Source organism: Stenotrophomonas sp. SPM (assembly GCF_003105135.1).
GTDB lineage: Bacteria > Pseudomonadota > Gammaproteobacteria > Xanthomonadales > Xanthomonadaceae > Stenotrophomonas.
Map to the genome: position 1 here is coordinate 225,283 of NZ_QETL01000001.1, position 18,444 is coordinate 243,726.

The following is an 18,444-nucleotide window of genomic DNA, read 5'->3' on the forward strand; positions in this document are numbered from 1 at the left end:
ACACCAGTGTGGCTGCCGGCCCGCTGGTTGTAGCGATGGCCCTCCATCTGCGCCTATGCGCCTGACCGCAGAAGCCACGATGTCAGAGGATGTTCGCCTGGCATGGCCTGGTGCTAGCTACGGTAAGCCCGGCGAGCGCGGCGGCCTCAACCGGCACCAGGATGCCTGAAGATTTTCGCCAGGCTTGGCCTGGCGAACTCAGCCGTCCGCTGCTTCGGCATCCCGCAGCTGGTCCAGCACCCGCGCCTTGCCGTCTGCCGCCGGCATCGCCCGCACCAGGTTGCGCAGCAGCTGCAGATCCTGCCGCTCGCCCAGTACATCACTGAGCCGGTGCAGGGCCCGGGCATCGCTGCTTTTCGGCTCCGCGTGCCCGGCGTGCAGCTTGAGCGCCTGCGCCACGTCGAGCTGCATGCGCAGGCGGCGGACCTTGCGTCGCCAGCGATGAATCGCATCGGTCCCGCCGTCGTCGCTCGCACGCAGGGCGGCCTTTCTCGCCCGTCTTTGGCTGCGTTCGAGGTTGCTGCGCAGCGTCGAGCGACGCAGCTTCGCCCAGGGCTGTTTCGCAAGCTGTTCCTGCACGATCACTACGCGGCGCACCCGTCGGTCGAATCGGGGGTCGCGCTGCAGGGCCTCCTGCAGCAGACGGTCGCGGCGCTGGACCAAACGGGCGATGATGCCCGGCCACGCTTCAGCTGCGTGCGCGTCCTGCAGGTAGACTGCGGCCTGCACCACTACATGGGCGTCGCGCAGGTCGGACAGGCTGTCGCCCAGACGCTGCAGGCGGCGGTCCGCGTCATCCAGTTCCAGTGCCGAATCGTGCAACAGTGCCAGCAGCGCACGCAGCCGGCGGATCGCCTTGCGCGCGGCATGGATGGCGGCATGCGGATCGTCCGACGCCGACAATGCCGCGATGATCGAGCGGCATTCCTGCATCGCCCGTTTTCGAACCGACTCGCCAGGGTCTGCTGCGGACATCGGGGACTGCCCCGCGGGGGTAAAGGCGCAGTGTATCCCCAGCCCAGGGCTGCCCCGTTCACATTGCCCGGGCCACGCGCGGGTGGCCTGCCTCTGCACGCCACCCTCACGCCGCCCCGCACGGCCGGCGCTATGCTCCGCCGGCGGGGGAGGCTGCCGCCCCACACGCAGATCAGCGGTTTCAGCGTTCCCCAACGAGGATTCCATGATGGCCAAGCTCTTCCCGCACTACGGGCTGCTGGCGCTGTGCAGCCTTGCCCTCCCTGCCGCTGCCATGGCCCAGGACGCATCGATCGGCTTCGGCCGGGACACCACCACCACGCAGTCGTCCAGCAGCTCGCAGGCCACCGTCACCACCCAGTCGGACACCGGCACGGGCCAGGACGACAGCGACCAGACGCAGGGCGATTCCGGTTTCGGCAACATGGGCTCGATGACCACCGAGACCACGACCACCGGCAGTTCGCATTCGGAATCACGCAGCCACGGCTCCGACGTCGAAGTGGATATCGGCCGCCCCGACGACCGCGGTGACGACTGGGGCCATGACCGCCACCGCGGTGCCCCCCCGGTCAACGACAGCGATCTGTTCGGCGACTGGACGCTGGGCCAGGAGAACGGCAGCAGCTGCACCATCACGCTGAAGGACAGCCAGTGGTTTGGCGGCTACGGCGCCTGGGTGCCGGCTGGCTGCCCCGATGGCTTCTTCTCGGTCAATCGCTGGCTGCTGTCAGGCAACCAGCTGCTGTTGACCGACACCAACAACCAGGTCATCGGCCGCTTCCGCCCGAGCGGTGGCGGACGCTGGACGGGCCGCCGCGAGTCGGACGGCACCCGCATCTACCTCAACCCGCGACAGCGCTGAGCGGACCATATACGCGGCACGGACACCCCCCATCGCACCATGGGGTGTCTGTTCAACCTGCCCCCTGACATGGCCGCTCCCACAGGCTCACGCCTGGTCGTCTACGCCGCGCTGTTCGGCAACCTTGCCATCGCCATCGCCAAGTTCGTCGCCGCCGGCATCTCCGGCAGTTCGGCCATGCTGAGCGAAGGCGTGCATTCGCTGGTCGATACGCTCAACGAGGTCCTGCTGCTGTACGGCCTGCGCCGTGCCGAGAAGTCGCCCGACACGCTGCATCCGTTCGGCTATGGGCGTGAGTTGTACTTCTGGAGCTTCATCGTGGCCCTGCTGGTGTTTGCCGCCGGCGCCGGTGTATCGGCCTACGAAGGCATCCAGCACATCCGCCATCCGCAGCCGGCCACGAACCACGCCCTCAGTTACACGGTGCTGGGCGTATCACTGCTGTTCGAGGGCAGCTCGTGGTACATCGCCCTGCGCGAGTTCCGCCGCAGCAAGGGGTCGATGGGCTACTTCAAGGCCTTCCGGCGCAGCAAGGACCCGTCCACCTTCACCGTGCTGCTGGAAGACAGCGCGGCGCTGCTCGGCCTGGGCTTCGCCCTCGCCGGCCTGCTCGCTGCGCAGCTGCTGGACATGCCCGTGCTCGACGGAGTGGCCTCCCTGTGCATCGCCGCCGTGCTCGCGGTGACCGCCTTCCTGCTGGCCCGCGAAACCAAGGGCCTGCTGGTGGGTGAACCGGCGCACCCGGCGGTGGCACAGCGGATCATGGCGGTGGCGGTGACTGATCCCGACCTGCTTCGTGCCAATGGCGTGACCACCATGCAGATGGGCCCGGAACAGGTGGTGGCCATGCTCAGTGCCGAGTTCGAGGACGACCGCCGGACACCGCAGATCGAAGCCTGCATCACCCGTATCGAGACGGCGGTCAAGGACGAATTTCCCGAACTGGTGGCATTGTTCGTCAAGCCGCAGACCCCGGAAGTCTTCGCTGCACGGCAGGCCGCCCTGAAGAAGCACACCTGAGACGCCGTCGGCCCGCCTCACGCGGGCATCACCCGGGAACGCGGAATGCTAACAATTACCCCACTAGCGTGGGGCCTGCCCCGCCCTTCCCTGCAGAAGCCAGCGCGCCAGCTATGGATGAAGCTTTCCGACTTTGCGAGATCGACCGTCTGGGAGTGCTCGATACTCCGCCCGAACCCGTCTTCGATGCAATCGTAGCCGCCGCCCAGGCCGCCACCGGCATGCCGATGGGCCTGATCTCCATCGTTGCCGAGCACCGGCAATGGTTCAAGGCCAATATCGGCCTGCCGGATACCAGCGAAACGCCCCGCGACACATCCTTCTGCACGCATGCCATCGAACGCGATGCGCTGATGGAGATCCCCGATGCGCGCCAGGACCCGCTGTTCGCCAGCAACCCGCTGGTCACCGGCGGGCTGCGCATCCGCCACTACGCCGGCATCCCGCTCGGTACCGCGCATGGCGCGCGCATCGGCACCCTATGCCTGCTGGACACCATGCCCGGCGTGCTGTCGCCCTCGCAGCGCGAACTGATGGTGCACCTGGGCCGGGTCACCACCCAGGTGCTGGAACAGCGTGCCACGCTACTGCAGAAAGTCGACCAGGCGCAGCACCTGCACAGCGACCTCAAGCGCAGCGAGGACTTCCTCGAGCGCACCAACACCGCGGCCAAGGTCGGTGGCTGGGAGCTGGACCTGACCAGCAACGAAGTGCGCTGGACCCGCGAAACCAAGCAGATCCACGGCGTGCGCGCCAGCTACGAGCCGACCCTGGACAGCGCCCTCTTGTTCTACCGCGATGATAGTCGCGCCATCATCCAGGCCTCGGTGCAGCGCTGCATCGAGGCCGGCACACCATGGGAGGTGCAGCTGCCGATGACCACCGGCGATGGCCGCGCGATCTGGACACGCGTGGTCGGCAGCCGCCAGCAGGTCGAGGGGCGACCACGCCTGGTCGGGGCCATCCAGGACATCACCGAGGAACGCGCGGTGCTGGACGCACTGGAGGCCAGCGAAGTGCGCTACCGGCGTCTGTTCCACTACAGCCTGGGCCTGATCTGCACGCATACCCTCGACGGCACCGTCACGTCGGTGAATCCGGCGGCGGTGCAGTCGCTGGGATTCCTCGAGAGCCAGATGGTCGGCCGCAGCCTGTGCGACCTGATGCCCGCGGACAAGCGCGATGCCTTCAAGGCCTACCTGGCGCGGATCGAGAGCAACCACACCGATGCCGGCGTGATCGAGCTGATCGCCGCCGATGGCAGCCGCCGCTACTGGGCCTACAACAACGTCCTCGACAGCGAGGCGCACCCGCCCTTCGTGCTCGGCCACGCGCAGGATGTCACCGCGTTGCGACAGCAGGAAGAGCGTCTGCGCGAACTGTCCCAGCGCGACCCGCTGACCCTGTGCCACAACCGCCGCTACCTGCACCGGCTGGAGCAGCTGGAGACCGAATCCTGGGCCTGCGTGGTGTTCGACCTGGACCACTTCAAGCAGGTCAACGACACCCAGGGCCACCGTCGCGGCGATGCCATCCTCGTCGAGTTCGCTACCTTCCTGCGCTTGCCGCTGGGCGCCGGGGAGAGCGAAGTCCGGCTGGGCGGCGATGAGTTCATGGTGGTACTGGTCCAGCCGGCCCGCGAGCGCCTGCAGGCGCTGCTGCACTGGTACGAGCAGAACGCCGGTCTCGCCCCGATCGCGTTCTCGATGGGCGCGGCCACGCATGCCCGTGGCGAGCTGGTCGCCGATACCATCCATCGCGCCGACAACGGCCTGTACAGCACCCGCGAGCGGGTCCGCCAGGTCCAGCGCGAGGATGACGCCGTGCTGCCGGGGACGTCCGCATCCACATCCGATTGAGCCTTCCGTCACGCCCTGCAGCCAGTGCTGAGGGCACCCTGCCAGCAGGCTCTACGGAGACAGTGCCATGGCCAATACCGGTCGTTTTTTCGTATTGGCTCTCGATGCAGACAGGGACCCGGCAGGCGCCATCGTGCAGATCCATTCGATGGCACTGCGCTGCGAAGCCTGCGGTGAGGTCACCCGCACCGAAGGCGCATAGATCGCGCGGTTGGATGGGGACACCATCCTCGCCTGCACCCAGTGCGGCGCGACCCAGGCCGTCGCCAATGCGCGCCTGGAGGAGTGCGAACACGTAATGGCCGTCACCTCGTCCGCCGTCGCCACCACTGGCGTGACGCCACTGTCAGGTCGAGGACGAGGCTGACCATGGAGGCGCCGCTCAGGCGCCTCTGCCCGGTCCGTGCAGGAAGTCGTCCATGCGCTGCAGTTCGTCGTCCAGCGCCGCGCGGAACGCCGATTCGCGCGGCGCCTTGCCAGTGACGTAACCCAACGCCGGTTGCAATCGGCCCTCGGGCGTCGTGATGTTGGCCCAGCCGATGATCTGGTCGCGCCACAGCAGTGGCAGTGCGTAGTAGCCGAACCGCCGGTTCGCTGCGGGCGTGTAGGCCTCGAACTTGTAGGTCCAACCCCAGAGCAGCTCAAAGCGCCGACGATCCCACGCCACCGGATCGAATGGGGCCAGCAGGCGGACCTGCTCATCCACGGCGAAGCGCCGCGAGCGCGGATTCTCTTCCGCCGGCCAGTACCAGGTCGTTCCTTCGACAACGGCGCTGGCCAGCGTCTGCCGGGCCTCGCGCAGCGCCCGCTGCAGCGGTGCCGCCAGGTGCGGCGCGCCATAGCCGAGCAGGCGCACCAGGTAGGTCAGGCTGGCGGCCGGCAGGGGCGCGTACTTGCGCACCACCAGGTCGACCAGGGCGGCGGCACGCTGCACCTGCGCGGCGGAGCCGGTGTCTGCCTGCGGGTGATCGGCCACGCTGTAGATGCGTGTTCCGCTGTCGCGCCGCTGCACGCGCAGCATGCCGCGGTAGTGCATGCCATCGAGCAGATGGGTGCTGGCGTTGCTGGTGCCGCCCCAATAGTTGGTCACCCGGCCATGCGCGAAAGCCTGGTCCACCTCGCGTGGATGCACGCTGCCACGCGCCTGCACGAATTCGAGCACCTCGGCCGCCCTGCGGCGAGTCGCCTCATCCCAGACCCGCGATGAAACCCGCGGGTGCATCAGGGCAAGCAGTTCACGCGGCAGAAAGCCATAGTTGACCAGGCAATCCTCTTCCACCGGCAGGCGTGCGTAGCGTCGTTCCAGATCACCGGCCCGATACCCCTTCACCCGGTGCCGCAGGATCAGGTCCTGGGCGCGGGCCGGAGCCCGGATGGGATCGGCCTGGACGAACCCAAGGCGGCGGATGGCCGCCAGCAGGGTCGTCGGCCTGAACAGCGTGCGCGCTATGGCGTAACAGCGCAGATCATCGAGGGTCGGCGTGGCGGGCATGCCCTATTGTCGGCCATCGGTCAGCGGCCGACCACCATCGCATAGCCCGCCAGCACCGCCAGATGGCCCACGTAGTAGAGGTAGAACGACCAGCGCCAGCGCGGCACCCGCCACGGCACCCGGGCCAATGCCCACAGCAGTGGCACCGCCAGCAGCGCCCAGCCGTTGCCATTGGTCCAGCACAGCGCTGCCAGGGCCGGCAGCGGCAGCCACCACAGCCGGTTGCGGAACGCGATCCAGCCCAGCACCACCAGCGCCACGCCCTCCCACTGGTAGTCGACCAGCATCGGCAGCACGCCGCCTGCCAGCAGTATCAGCCAGGCCCGGCCCTGCGCCAGTGCGAGCACGGCCAGCGCCGCAACGGCGAAGGTCAGCAGGATGTTCAACGGAAGCGGCTGCCCGAAGGCCAGTAGATGCAGCGGCTGGGCGATCGCGCCCCAGAGCAGCAGACGCCGGATCGATTTGCCGAGGTCAGCACCGGGCTGGGCCAGGTTGCAGGCCATCACCAGCGCGAACAGCGGAAACGCGACGCGCCCCAGCTCGCTGACAACCGGCACATGACCACCGGACACGACCTTGGCGACGTGGTCGCCGGTCATCAGCAGCAGGGCGATCCACTTCATCACCTCGCGGCCGCCACTGCTGAGCGTATACGGCGCTACGGCCTGCTTCGCTGCATCCTGCTGGTCCATGCCGCTCCCGGAGTGATGGCAGCCTGCGCGCGCACGGCCGTTCCTGTACGCCGAGGATACTGGAACCACGCGCGATGCGACGCCGTCCGACCGGCACCGTTATGCTTGTCGTTCCTGCTCGTGAGACACCGCCATGCGTACGCTCTTTCCGCCGATCACGCCTTACCGCGAGCATCGCCTTGCCGTGGACGCACTGCATACGCTGCATATCGAAGAGTGCGGCAACCCGGAGGGCATCCCCGCCGTGTTCCTGCATGGTGGCCCGGGGGCTGGCGTCTCGCCCACGCATCGTCGCTTCTTCGATCCGGCGCGCTACCGCATCGTGCTGATCGACCAGCGCGGCTGCGGCCGCTCCACGCCGTTTGGCGAACTGCGCGACAACAGCACCGCGCATCTGGTGGAGGACATCGAGCGGGTGCGTGCGCACCTCGGCATTGAACGCTGGCTGGTGTTCGGCGGCTCCTGGGGCTCCACGCTGGCGCTGGCCTACGCACAGGCCCATCCCGAGCGCGCGACCGGCGTGATCGTGCGCGGCATCTATCTGGGGCGCGCCGAGGAGAACGCCTGGTTCGCCGAGGCTGACGGCGGTGCCCGCTGGATCTTCCCGGAACGCTGGGCGCGCTACGAGGCACATATTCCCGAGGAGGAGCGTGGCGACCTGATTGCCGCGTACTGGAAGCGACTGGACAGCGCCGACCAGAACACGCGCATTGCTGCTGGCCTCGCCTGGCTGGGGTGGGAGGACCACGCCGCCACGTTGGTGCACGATGTCGATGCGGTCTCCGATGCCGATCCGCTGGACACGCTGGCCAAGGCCCGCATCGAAGCGCACTACTTCCGTCACAACGCGTTTCTCGAGCACGGCCAGCTGCTGCGGGACGTCCATCGCATCCGCCATCTGCCCGCGGTGATCGTGCAGGGCCGCTACGACATCATCTGCCCGGCGCGCAGCGCCTGGGACCTGTCCTGCGCCTGGCCGGAAGCCCGGCTGGAGATGGTGCTGTCCGGGCACAGCGCCACCGAGCCGGCCACCACCGACGCGCTGATCCGCGCGAGCGACGCGTTCGCGGATCGTTCCGCGGGTTTGTAGATCCACGCCACGCGTGGATGGCGTTCGCCACGCATCGCGCGCGCCTCTATACCAACGTATATCCGCGCTTACCCACGGGCATCTAGGCCCGGCGCGGCCGCGCGCGGACAATAGCGCCACCGGCCCACACAGGCCCCACCGATGGAGACGCTGATGGACCCCGACCCTGCCGGGCGCACCGCGCCCCGGAGTGCCGCCGCCTGTTCCCTGCTGGCGCCCATCGCCGGTCCCTGTCCGCACGCGTGATGGGGGCCCCGGGCGTCGCCTGCCCGGAGTTTCCCATGTCCTACAAGATCCTCTACATCAGCCTGCGCCGCCTGATCGGTGAGCGCGATGTCGCCGGCCTGCGCAGCCGCCTGCTGCAGCACGGCCCGGTGCTGTTCGCCCATGCGTTGGCGCTCGGTTCACCGCGGGTCGTCGCCGACGCGCTGTCGCTGCTGCCGATCAGCGAGCGCATCACCGTGCTGCGCCACCTGCCCCACCCTCTGCGCGACGCCATGAAGCCGCTGTGCATCGGCGGCAGCCAGCGCCTGCACCTGCAGCCGTGGTCGCCGTCCGTGCTGGCCCTGCGCCGCGCCTGACCCACGCCACTACGCGACCCGGCATCCCGGGTCGGGACTTCCGAGGATGACCCCCATGAGCCTGCTCAACGCCTGGTTCAACGCCTTCCTGCGCAGCCGCCGCGCGGGAAGCCTGTTCCGCCGCCGCGCCCTGCCCGAGGCCGCCTTTGGCCGTGGTGCGGCAGATGCCGCACCCTCCGCACTCACCGATGGCCTGCTGACCCTGGCCCGCCTCGACGATGCCCGCCTGCTGGCCGCGCTGGATTCGCACAGCGATGGCCTCAGCCCGCAGGAGGCCGCTGATCGCCTTGCCCGTCTCGGTCCGAATGAAGTCGATCACGAAAAGCCGCTGCCGTGGTGGCGCCATCTGTGGCAGTGCTACCGCAATCCGTTCAACCTGCTGCTCAGCGTGCTTGCGGCGGTGTCCTGGTTGACCGAGGACGCCAAGGCCACGGTGGTGATCGCTGCGATGGTGGTGCTCTCCACGCTCATCCGCTTCGTGCAGGAGGGTCGCTCCAACCGCGCGGCCGAACGGCTGAAGGCGCTGGTCGGCAACACCTCCCGGGTCCTGCGCCGCAGCGCGGGCACCGAGGCGGCGGATCTGGCCGACCAGTACTTCGGCGCACACCTGCACAGCCGGCGTCCCTCGCGCCTGCTCGACCTGCCGATCCGTGCGCTGGTACCGGGCGACCACATCGTGCTCTCGGCCGGGGACATGATCCCGGCCGACTGCCGCGTGCTGAGCGCCAAGGACCTGTTCGTCGCCCAGGCCGCAATGACCGGCGAGTCGCTGCCGGTGGAGAAATTCGCCAGCCCGGGCGATGCCGACGCAGGGCTGATGGAACAGGCCAACCTGCTGTTCATGGGCACGAATGTGGTGTCCGGCACGGCCACGGCAGTGGTGCTGGCCACTGGCAACCGCACCTACTTCGGCACGCTGGCCCAGCGCAGCACCGCCACCGAGCGCGCGCCGACCGCCTTCCAGGCCGGCGTCAACAGTGTGAGCTGGCTGCTGATCCGCTTCGCCCTGGTGATGGTGCCGTTCGTGCTGCTCATCAACGGCTGGACCAAGGGAGACTGGACCGAAGCCTTCCTGTTCGCGCTGTCGGTGGCGGTCGGGCTGACCCCGGAAATGCTGCCGATGATCGTCACCTCCACCCTCGCCAAGGGCGCGGTGCTGCTGTCGCGGCAGCGGGTGATCGTCAAGCGCCTGGATGCCATCCAGAACTTCGGTGCGATGGAGGTGCTGTGTACCGACAAGACCGGCACCCTCACCCAGGACCGCATCGCGCTGGAGCGCCACACCGATGTGTTCGGCCAGGATTCGGAGGACGTGCTGAAGTTCGCCTACCTCAACAGCCACTTCCAGACCGGGCTCATCAACCTGCTCGACCGGGCCGTGCTCGAGCACGTGGAGCTGCAGAGCTCGCTGCGCCTGTCGCAGGACTACCGCAAGGTCGATGAGATTCCGTTCGACTTCCAGCGCCGCCGCATGTCGGTGGTGGTGGCCGAGCGCGAGGACCACCACGAGCTGATCTGCAAGGGCGCGGTGGAGGAGATGCTGGCGGTGTGCAGCACCGTGCGTGAGGGCGACATCGACCAGCCCCTGGACGCGGCGCGGCTGGCGCGGGTGCGGCAGACCACCGAGGAACTGAACGAACAGGGCCTGCGCGTGGTGGCCGTGGCGATGAAGGAGACCGCGGCCAGCCAGTTGGTGTATTCGCAGGCCGATGAGTGCGGCCTGACCCTGGTCGGCTACGTGGCCTTCCTCGATCCGCCCAAGGAGTCGACCGCGCAGGCCCTGCAGGCACTGGCCGCGCATGGCGTGGAGGTCAAGGTCTTCACCGGCGACAACGAACTGGTGACCGCCCGCGTCTGCGCCCAGGTCGGGCTGGAGGCCGATGCCATCGTGACCGGGCCGCAGATCGAACGCATGGACGATGCTTCGCTTGCGCATGCCCTGCAGCAGCACCGGGTGTTCGCCCGCCTGACGCCGCTGCACAAGGAGCGGCTGGTGCGCTGCCTGCGCGCGCAGGGCAAGGTGGTCGGCTTCCTCGGCGATGGCATCAACGATGCCCCCGCCCTGCGCGCGGCCGACATCGGCATCAGCGTGGACAGCGCGGTGGACATCGCCAAGGAAGCGGCCGACATCATCCTGCTGGAAAAGAGCCTGATGGTGCTGGAGGACGGCATCATCCAGGGCCGGCGCACGTTCTGCAACATGCTCAAGTACATCCGCATGACCGCCAGTTCCAACTTCGGCAACGTGTTCTCGGTGCTGGTCGCTTCGGCGTTCCTGCCGTTCCTGCCGATGCTGCCGCTGCAGCTGCTGGTGCAGAACCTGCTGTATGACATCTCGCAGATCGCCATCCCGTTCGACAACGTGGACGAGGAACTCGTGCGCCAGCCGTTGAAGTGGAACCCGGCCGACATCGGCCGCTTCATGGTGTTCTTCGGGCCGATCAGCTCGATCTTCGACCTCTGCTGTTTCGCACTGATGTGGCATGTGTTCGATGCGCGCACGGCGGCCGACCAGAGCCTGTTCCAGTCCGGCTGGTTCGTGGTCGGCCTGCTCACCCAGACCCTGATCGTGCACATGATCCGCACGCCCAAGGTGCCGTTCCTGCAGAGCATCGCCGCGCCGGCCCTGCTGCTGATGACCGCGGCGATCATGGCGATCGGCGTACTGCTGCCGATGAGCCCGCTGGCCGGCTACTTCAAGCTGCAGTCCCTGCCGCTGGGTTACTGGCCGTTCCTGGTGGCGATCCTGTTCGGCTATGCGGTGCTGACCACGGCGATGAAGCGGCTCTACATCCGCCGCTACGGGTGGCAGTGATGCTGGGCCTGCAGGTGAATCTGCCGCCGTTCGACGCCGGCGCCACGCTGGGCTCGCTGCTGAGCCTGACCGTGGCCTTCGTACTCGGCGCAGCGATCGGGCTGGAGCGGCAGCTGCGCCAGCGCACCGCCGGACTGCGCACCAACACGCTGGTGGCGGTGGGTGCGGCGGTGTTCGTCGATCTGGCGGTGCGTTTCCACGATCTGTACGGCGGCCCGCCCTCGCCGCTGCACGTGGTCGCGTACGTGATCTCCGGCGTCGGCTTCCTTGGCGCCGGCGCGATCATGAAGGACGGTGCGCAGGTCTCGGGCCTGAACACCGCGGCCACGCTGTGGGGCTCGGCGGCCGTCGGTGCCTGTGCCGGCGTCAAGCTCCTGCCGGAGGCGGTGATGGCGGCGGTGTTCGTGCTGGCCGCCAACACCCTGCTGCGGCCGGTGGTCAACCGCATCCAGCGGCAGCCGCTGGCGCAGGGTTACAGTGAGGCGACGTACGCGATCAACGTGGTCTGCCAGCGTGAACAGCAGGCCGAGGTGCTGGACCGGCTGCTGTTGCTGCTCGAGCAGGCGCAGTACCCGGTGCGCGCGGTGGACCAGCGGCCGTTCGGCGAACGCGACGTGGAGATCGAGGCGGTGCTGTATGCCACCTCGGTCGACGCCGCGGAACTGGATGCGGTGCTGGAGAACCTGGCCGGCACGCCGGGCGTGTTGCAGGGATTCTGGAATGCCAGTCTCGAAGAATGACCCACCCCGGTAGCGCCGGGCCATGCCCGGCGAGCGCGCAGCGCGGCCAGCCGCCGGACCCGCTGTGCATGGCCCGCCGATACCACCGCCGCTTATCATCCCCCCAACCACCCGCCAGGGAGCTGTTCCCGATGCCGTCGCTGTCGCCCCGCCGCCCGCTGGCGCTGCTCGCCCTGATCGTGGTGATGGCGGCGATCTTCCTGCTCGACACCGTCACCGATTATGCCGTGGCCGCCGCCTGCTTCTACGCGGCGGTCATCCTCGCCGCCTCGCGGCTGATGGCCCCGCGCGGCCTGCTCATCCTGGCGGCCGCCTGCATCGCGCTTACCGGCCTGAGCTTCTTCCTGACCCGTTTTGGCATCTACCGCATCGGCCTGGTCAACTCGACTATCGGCATGCTGGTCATCGGCATCACCACCTGGCTGGTGCTGAAGATGGAAGCAGCCAAGGCAGCCGTGCAGGAAGCCCAGGCGCGACTGCTGCGGGTGGCCCGCGCCTCCACGGTGGGCGAACTGACCACCTCGATCGCCCATGAGGTGAACCAGCCGCTGGCCGCCATCGCCAGCAGCGCCGAGGCCAGCCAGCGCTGGTTGGCGCAATCGCCACCCAATGTCGACAAGGCGCTGCAGGCCATTGCCCGCATCCTGTCCGATGCGCACCGCGCGAGTGACGTGATTGCCCGGATCCGCGGCCTGACCCAGGGCGCCGCGCCGGAACGCCGCGCCTTCGATCTGAACCAGGCCGTGCAGGACATGCTGGCCCTGTCACGCAATGAACTGGACCAGCACCAGGTGGATGTGGCGCTGCTGCTCGATGCGGACCTGCCACCGGTCTTCGCCGATCCCGTGCAGGTGCAGCAGGTGATCGGCAACCTGCTGCTGAACGCAGTCGATGCGATGGCCCTGCTGCCGCCTGCCGAGCGCCGCGTTGCGCTGGCGACCGCATGCGATGGTCGCGGCCAGGTCAGCCTTAGCGTGCGCGACCGTGGCGTTGGCCTGCCCAGCGAGCAGCCGGACCGCGTCTTTGACGCGTTCTGGACCACCAAGGACCAGGGCCTTGGGCTGGGCCTGAGCCTGAGCCGTTCGATGATCGAGGCCAATGGTGGTCGCATCCGCGCGGAGCGTCCGGCCGGCGGCGGCGCCTGTTTCGTGTTCGAGCTGCCGGCAGCCCGCCAGGATGACCATGCGTAAGCCCCTGCCACCGCCGGCCGAACCGGCTCCCATCGTCTACGTCGTCGACGACGACGCGTCCGTGCGCGCGGCGCTGGAGGACCTGCTGGCCTCGATGGGCCTGCAGGTGCGCGCCTTCGCATCCACCCAGGCCTTCCTCGACCACCCGCGCGACGATGTCCCGGCCTGCCTGGTGCTGGACGTGCGCATGCCCGGGCAGAGCGGCGTGGATTTCCACCGCAGCATGGCGGACCTGGGCCTGCAGCTGCCGGTGGTGTTCATCACCGGCCACGGCGACATCGCCATGGGCGTCAACGCCATCAAGGCCGGCGCCATCGAGTTTCTGACCAAACCCTTCCGTGATCAGGAACTGCTCGACGCCATCCACAAGGGCATTGCCCTGGACCGCGAGCGCCGCCGCGAGGGCGAGGCGCTGGGCGAGCTGCAGGCACGCTGGCACACCCTCAGCGCTGGCGAGCGCGACGTGGTCGACGGCGTGGTACGCGGCCGGCTCAACAAGCAGATCGCCGCCGACCTGGGCGTCAGCGAGATCACGGTGAAGGTCCGGCGTGCGCAGGTGATGCGCAAGATGGAGGCGCGCACCCTGGTCGACCTGGTGCGCATGTACGACCGCCTGCAGGCCGCTGCACCATGAACGCATATGTGGCCCTGCTGCGTGCGGTGAACGTGGGCGGCACCGGCAAGCTGCCCATGGCCGAGCTGGTGGCGATGTGCATGGACGCGGGCTTCGGCGAGGTGCGCACCTACATCGCCAGCGGCAACGTGGTGTTCCGCAGCAGCGCGGACGAGGTGACGGTGCGCGATGCCCTGGCGGCGCGACTGCACGCCTGCGCCGGCAGACCAGTGGGCGTGCTGGTGCGCAGCGCCGCGGAAATGGCCGACGTGGCCGCACGCAATCCGTTCCCGCAGGCCGCTGGCAACCGCGTGGTGGCGCTGTTCGTCGATGGCCCGCTGCCCAGCGACCCGCTGCAGGGCGTGACAGGTGTGAACGACGAACAGCTGGCGCTGGGGCCACGCGCACTGTACGTGCACTACGGCGACGGCATGGCCGATTCAAAGCTGCGCATTCCCTGCGCGGGCCACGGCACCGCACGCAACCTCAACACCGTCACCATGCTGGCGATGATGGCGGCCAGGCTGGGCTGAGCACTGTTTCCGTCGGCAGAGCTACACCGTTTGCCGTTGCGTCCGCGTGTCGACCAGCCCCACCAGCAGCAGCACCACGCTGGTGAGCCAACCGGCGGCCAGCAGATGGGTCATCGGCAGCAGCGGGCCCATCACCAGCAGCAGGACGGCGCCCAGCAGGTGCGAGCGCGGCATCCGCCCATACACCACGCGCTTGTACAGTGCGCTGCCCAGCAGGTAGATCAGCGGCCCGGCCACCAGCATCGCCGCGTGCGCCAGCGAAACACCTTCCTCCGGCGCATCCATCACCAGGTCGTTGCCGACCGCAGTAGCGATGATGCCGGCGATCAGCAGGGCGTGTACGTAGTGGAAGCAGGCGCCGATGCGGCCGGGATCGGCCGAGCGGGTGATGGTGTCGGTGGCGTCCTGGCTGGACGTGCCGAAGTACAACCACCACATCGCCAGGGTGCCGGCAAAGTTGGCCAGCACCGCCGACACGATGTCGCCATTCCAGCTGCCGGCTTCGCTGAGCACGCCGCCGGTCGCCAGCAGCGTTTCGCCCAGTGCGACGATGACGAACAGCTGGCAGCGCATGGAAGAGGACATCAATAGTGCCAGCAGCATGGTGGTGAACAGCAGGCCGCGGATGCGCGGCGCCTGCGGATCGAACCAGTTGCTGACCCAGCACGCGTATTGCCAGCCCAGCCAGACTGCGAACCACAGCACCAGCGTCTGCAGCATACCGAGCACGCCCAGGTGGTGCAGCAGGTGATGGCTGAGCTGGGTGACGGCGAAGACGTAGACCAGATCGAAGAACAGCTCTTCGTAGGTCACCCGCGCGTGGTGGCCGTCGCGGCGGCGCAAGGCGGGAACACGGATGCCGGGAACCATGGAAACTCCTGATCGGTGGCCGAGCCAACCATCGCGCTTGTTGCAGCCATGAGCAATACGCGAAACGGGAAAAGAAGGGGCCGTGATAGCGTCGTTGCACCTTCACCCGCGACCATTCCGGATGCGCCTGCTGCCTCTTGCCCTCGCCTTTGCCACCTGCCTGCCGCTGGCCGCCCATGCCGCCGAACCGGTGCTGCCGCAGCTGAAGGCCTACACCGTTGATCCCTCCTGGCTGCAGCCGGTCGCCCCGCTGCAGATTACCGACCACACCTGGCAGATCGGTACCGCCAACCTCACCTCGCTGCTGGTGCAGACCCCGCAGGGGGCGGTGCTGCTGGACGGCGGCATGCCACAGATGGCCGATCACCTGCTGCACAACCTGCAACTGCGCGGCGTGGCCCCGGCCGACCTGCGGGTGATCCTGCTCAGCCACGCCCATGCCGACCATGCCGGGTCGGTGGCCGAACTCAAGCGCCGCACTGACGCGCGCATAGTGGCCAATGCGGAATCGGCGGTGCTGCTGGCGCGTGGTGGCAGTGATGACCTGCACTTTGGCGATCGTTTCGCCTTCCCGCCGGCCCAGGTCGATCGCATCATCATGGATGGCGAGACCGTAGACGTCGGCGGCATGCGCTTCACCGCGCATTTCGTGCCGGGCCACACCCCGGGCAGCACGGCCTGGACCTGGACCGATACCCGCGACGGCAAGCCGGTACGCATCGCCTATGCCGACAGCCTCAGTGCACCGGGCTACACGCTGAAAGACAACCCGCGCTACCCGCACCTGGTCGAGGACTTCCGCCGCAGCTTCGCCACCGTGCGCGCCCTGCCCTGCGACGTGCTGCTGACCCCGCACCCGGATGGCAGTGGCTGGGAGTATTCCGCTGGCCCGGCCGCCGGCGCAAAGGCGGTGACCTGCAGTGCGTATGCGGATGCCGCTGAGCAGAAGCTCGACGCAGCCCTGACCCGGTAGAGTCGAGCTTGCTCGACTGGCCTTTGTAGAGTCGAGCCATGCTCGACTGGCCTTTGTAGAGTCGAGCTTGCTCGACTGGCCTTTGTAGAGTCGAGCCATGCTCGACTGTTCTGGAGCAGCCGAGCATGGCTCGGCTCTACATGAGGCAACGGCAGCCGAGCATGGCTCGACTCTACAAAGGCCAGTTACCGGCACCCTTCCGGCAAGGCGGCGATGGCCGCAACGACCGCCCCCTGCATGCCCTGCCCCACGGCCATGTCCAGCTCGCCACTGGTACTGCCGCGCTGGCGTTGCAGCTCGCTCTCGCAGGCGCCATGCACGCGGCTGCGCGCGTTGGCCCGAAGCATGCTGCAGCGCCAGTCGCCCGGGCCCAGCGGCAGCACCGAATAGACCACGCTGTTGCAGGCGTCGCCTGCGCGCTCGACCAGGCTGCGGCCGCCGAAGTCGCGCGGAACGCTGCTGTGCGTCGGGTCGTAATAGCTGTCGGGGAAGCTGCGCGCGTACAGCTCGACGTCCACCTGCAGCGGCTGTGTCCCCGAGGCGGGCAGCTGCAGCGGTTCACCGCATTCGGTGCGGTCGGCGCGGTGCTGGATGAACTGGTAGATCGGCCGATCCAGCCGACGATCCTGCGCCGTCACCGCACTGACCGGACCCAGCACCGGCAGCGCCGCGCGGTTGGCCATGCGTGCCAACACACCCGCCTCGGCCGGAACGCAGCGGTCACGCACCGTGGCCGCCAGCAGGAACACCACGTCATCACGGAACGCACGATCCTCGCGCAGGTGCCGCTCGATGTCGGCCTGCAGCGCGGCCACCGGTGTGGGGAATGCCACAGGCGGTGGGCGACCCTGCGGCGCCCAGCGCTGCCAGGCCAGCAGCGCGGCACCGGCCAGCAGCAGCACCGCACCGATCCCCAGCCAGTGCGCGCGCCGCATCAGCTGCCGATCGCCGTCAACGTGGCTGCGTCCGCATCGTAGGACGCGCTGGCGATGTCGGCCTCGAAGCGCTTGATCCGCAGGTGTCCCGACAGCCGATAGGCATCCCACAGATTGCCCAGTGCAATCGGCTTGGCCAGGGTCACGTGGATGATCTGGTTCGGTGGCGGCGGCGGCACGTGGATGCAGGCGCCATAGAACGGCACGAACAGCAGATCATTCACCGCCCCGGCGTCGTCCATGCCCAACGGCACCACATAGCCATCCAGGTCGACCTCGCGGCCGTCCACGTCATCGACCACGGCAGCGGAGCCGAACTGCTGCGCGTGGTCAGGGCTGGAGTGGTCGATGGCCGCGCCCGGCGGCGTGCCCGAGCCCGTGTCATCGATCAGCCCACCGACGCCGGCCATCGCGCCCATGCCGCCGCTGCGGTCGATGCCGATCTGTGGCGGCGGGCGCAGGAAAGCGTCCTCCTCCGGCATCAACGCGTTCCAGGCCGTGATTGCACCCTCGGCAGGCGCGGCCCTGCCCGGCGTACCCACCGCACCGGATGTCGCCGTGGCAGCCGCCGGTTCAGCCGCCGCGTCGGGCACATCGCCACCAGGTCGACTGCAACCGGCCAACAACATCAGCACCAGGACACAGGCGTTACGGTTCATAGGGCCTCAACTCGGGGTCTGCCATGGTGTAGGCCGAACCGGCCAGGTCGTCGTCCACGCGTTCGGCGCGCAGCGTGCCGGCGAGAAAGAACGGCGAGTACATGTCCGGCATGTCGATTGGCCGCGACAACCGCACGTGCACGATCTGGTTCGGGGGTGGCGGCGGCACGTGGATGCAGGCGCCGTAGTAAGGCACGAACAGGAACTCGGTCAGCCGGCCATCGCTGGCATTGGCCAGCGGCACCACATAACCGGGCAGGCGCACGGCCCGGTCCAGCACTGTATCCACCGTGCGGAAAGTGCCGAACTGGGCCATGCGCCGATTGCCGCTGTGCTTCACTTCCGGCCCGTCACCCCGCTCCAGTGCGGCCAGTTCGTCGGCGGGCATCATCTGCAGCCAGTCCAGTTCCTGCTCGGCAGCCGCCTGGGTTGTCGCGCCGTCCTGCACAGGCGACGGCGGCAGAGCCTGCACGCCGGTATCCACCGGACGTTCGCAGCCGGCCAGCAGCAGGGTCACGGCAAGGAAAAGCCACGCGCGCATC

General features: G+C 68.4%; 19 protein-coding genes. 12 read left to right on the forward strand and 7 right to left on the reverse strand.

All coding sequences use genetic code 11. From position 1 onward, the window contains the following. Positions 1-198: 198 nt before the first annotated feature. Positions 199-1,182: a CHAD domain-containing protein gene (locus tag DCO49_RS00995; RefSeq protein ID WP_243402604.1), complete on the reverse strand. Its 984-nt coding sequence runs from the start codon at positions 1,180-1,182 to the stop codon at positions 199-201. Between DCO49_RS00995 and DCO49_RS01000 the strand changes: the two genes are divergently transcribed. The 4 genes from DCO49_RS01000 to DCO49_RS20605 all read left to right on the forward strand — a co-directional run bounded on the left by DCO49_RS01000 (position 1,181) and on the right by DCO49_RS20605 (position 4,921). Next, complete coding sequence (locus DCO49_RS01000; protein WP_243402605.1) at positions 1,181-1,840, forward strand: AprI/Inh family metalloprotease inhibitor; 660 nt, start codon at positions 1,181-1,183, stop codon at positions 1,838-1,840. The two genes, DCO49_RS00995 and DCO49_RS01000, sit on opposite strands and share 2 nt — an antisense overlap. A 69-nt stretch (positions 1,841-1,909) precedes the next feature. After that, positions 1,910-2,860: a cation diffusion facilitator family transporter gene (locus DCO49_RS01005; RefSeq protein WP_116862388.1), complete on the forward strand. Its 951-nt coding sequence runs from the start codon at positions 1,910-1,912 to the stop codon at positions 2,858-2,860. Between the two features lie 113 nt (positions 2,861-2,973). Next, complete coding sequence (locus DCO49_RS01010) at positions 2,974-4,719, forward strand: PAS domain S-box protein (RefSeq protein WP_116862389.1); 1,746 nt, start codon at positions 2,974-2,976, stop codon at positions 4,717-4,719. 67 nt (positions 4,720-4,786) lie between these two features. Further along, positions 4,787-4,921, forward strand: coding sequence for a hypothetical protein (locus DCO49_RS20605; protein ID WP_279325621.1), 135 nt, complete (start codon positions 4,787-4,789; stop codon positions 4,919-4,921). A gap of 180 nt (positions 4,922-5,101) precedes the next feature. Here DCO49_RS20605 and DCO49_RS01015 read toward each other — a convergent pair whose 3' ends face one another. Continuing rightward, complete coding sequence (locus DCO49_RS01015; protein ID WP_116862390.1) at positions 5,102-6,211, reverse strand: crosslink repair DNA glycosylase YcaQ family protein; 1,110 nt, start codon at positions 6,209-6,211, stop codon at positions 5,102-5,104. Between the two features lie 20 nt (positions 6,212-6,231). Beyond that, complete coding sequence (locus DCO49_RS01020) at positions 6,232-6,903, reverse strand: TraX family protein (RefSeq protein ID WP_116862391.1); 672 nt, start codon at positions 6,901-6,903, stop codon at positions 6,232-6,234. A gap of 133 nt (positions 6,904-7,036) precedes the next feature. Here DCO49_RS01020 and pip point away from each other — a divergent pair, with 133 nt between their 5' ends. The 7 genes from pip to DCO49_RS01055 all read left to right on the forward strand — a co-directional run bounded on the left by pip (position 7,037) and on the right by DCO49_RS01055 (position 14,465). Further along, positions 7,037-7,993, forward strand: coding sequence for a prolyl aminopeptidase (gene pip, locus DCO49_RS01025; RefSeq protein ID WP_116862392.1), 957 nt, complete (start codon positions 7,037-7,039; stop codon positions 7,991-7,993). A 281-nt stretch (positions 7,994-8,274) separates the two neighbouring features. After that, entirely contained in the window at positions 8,275-8,574 is a 300-nt protein-coding gene (locus DCO49_RS01030; protein ID WP_108768980.1) for a hypothetical protein, read from the forward strand. Positions 8,575-8,629: 55 nt separating this feature from the next. Then, complete coding sequence (gene mgtA / locus DCO49_RS01035) at positions 8,630-11,389, forward strand: magnesium-translocating P-type ATPase (protein ID WP_116862393.1); 2,760 nt, start codon at positions 8,630-8,632, stop codon at positions 11,387-11,389. A gap of 2 nt (positions 11,390-11,391) precedes the next feature. After that, positions 11,392-12,129, forward strand: coding sequence for an MgtC/SapB family protein (locus DCO49_RS01040; RefSeq protein WP_207776446.1), 738 nt, complete (start codon positions 11,392-11,394; stop codon positions 12,127-12,129). Between the two features lie 131 nt (positions 12,130-12,260). Continuing rightward, the gene (locus DCO49_RS01045; RefSeq protein WP_116862395.1) at positions 12,261-13,319 is read left to right on the forward strand and encodes an ATP-binding protein; all 1,059 of its coding nucleotides are present in this window, start codon (positions 12,261-12,263) and stop codon (positions 13,317-13,319) included. Beyond that, the gene (locus tag DCO49_RS01050; protein ID WP_116862396.1) at positions 13,312-13,953 is read left to right on the forward strand and encodes a response regulator transcription factor; all 642 of its coding nucleotides are present in this window, start codon (positions 13,312-13,314) and stop codon (positions 13,951-13,953) included. Before DCO49_RS01045 ends, DCO49_RS01050 begins: the two co-directional genes overlap by 8 nt. Continuing rightward, positions 13,950-14,465 (forward strand): DUF1697 domain-containing protein, encoded by a 516-nt coding sequence (locus DCO49_RS01055; protein ID WP_116862397.1) that lies wholly within the window; start codon positions 13,950-13,952, stop codon positions 14,463-14,465. The genes DCO49_RS01050 and DCO49_RS01055 overlap by 4 nt, the downstream gene beginning before the upstream one ends. A gap of 21 nt (positions 14,466-14,486) precedes the next feature. Here DCO49_RS01055 and DCO49_RS01060 read toward each other — a convergent pair whose 3' ends face one another. Continuing rightward, positions 14,487-15,335, reverse strand: coding sequence for a low temperature requirement protein A (locus DCO49_RS01060; RefSeq protein WP_116862398.1), 849 nt, complete (start codon positions 15,333-15,335; stop codon positions 14,487-14,489). Between the two features lie 121 nt (positions 15,336-15,456). Here DCO49_RS01060 and bla point away from each other — a divergent pair, with 121 nt between their 5' ends. Further along, a complete protein-coding gene (gene bla, locus DCO49_RS01065; protein WP_116862399.1) occupies positions 15,457-16,308 on the forward strand; it encodes a subclass B3 metallo-beta-lactamase in 852 nt (283 codons plus the stop codon). 185 nt (positions 16,309-16,493) lie between these two features. Here the strand turns inward: bla and DCO49_RS01070 are convergent, their stop codons facing one another. The 3 genes from DCO49_RS01070 to DCO49_RS01080 are packed head-to-tail and all read right to left on the reverse strand — an operon-like array spanning position 16,494 to position 18,443. Next, positions 16,494-17,243 carry a hypothetical protein gene (locus DCO49_RS01070; protein WP_116862400.1) on the reverse strand — a complete coding sequence of 250 codons (750 nt, stop codon included), beginning with the start codon at positions 17,241-17,243 and terminating at the stop codon, positions 16,494-16,496. Continuing rightward, positions 17,243-17,902, reverse strand: a complete 660-nt coding sequence (locus DCO49_RS01075; protein ID WP_116862401.1) for a DUF3299 domain-containing protein — start codon at positions 17,900-17,902, stop codon at positions 17,243-17,245. The genes DCO49_RS01070 and DCO49_RS01075 overlap by 1 nt, the downstream gene beginning before the upstream one ends. Beyond that, entirely contained in the window at positions 17,892-18,443 is a 552-nt protein-coding gene (locus tag DCO49_RS01080) for a DUF3299 domain-containing protein (RefSeq protein ID WP_116862402.1), read from the reverse strand. Before DCO49_RS01080 ends, DCO49_RS01075 begins: the two co-directional genes overlap by 11 nt. Position 18,444 lies beyond the last annotated feature (1 nt).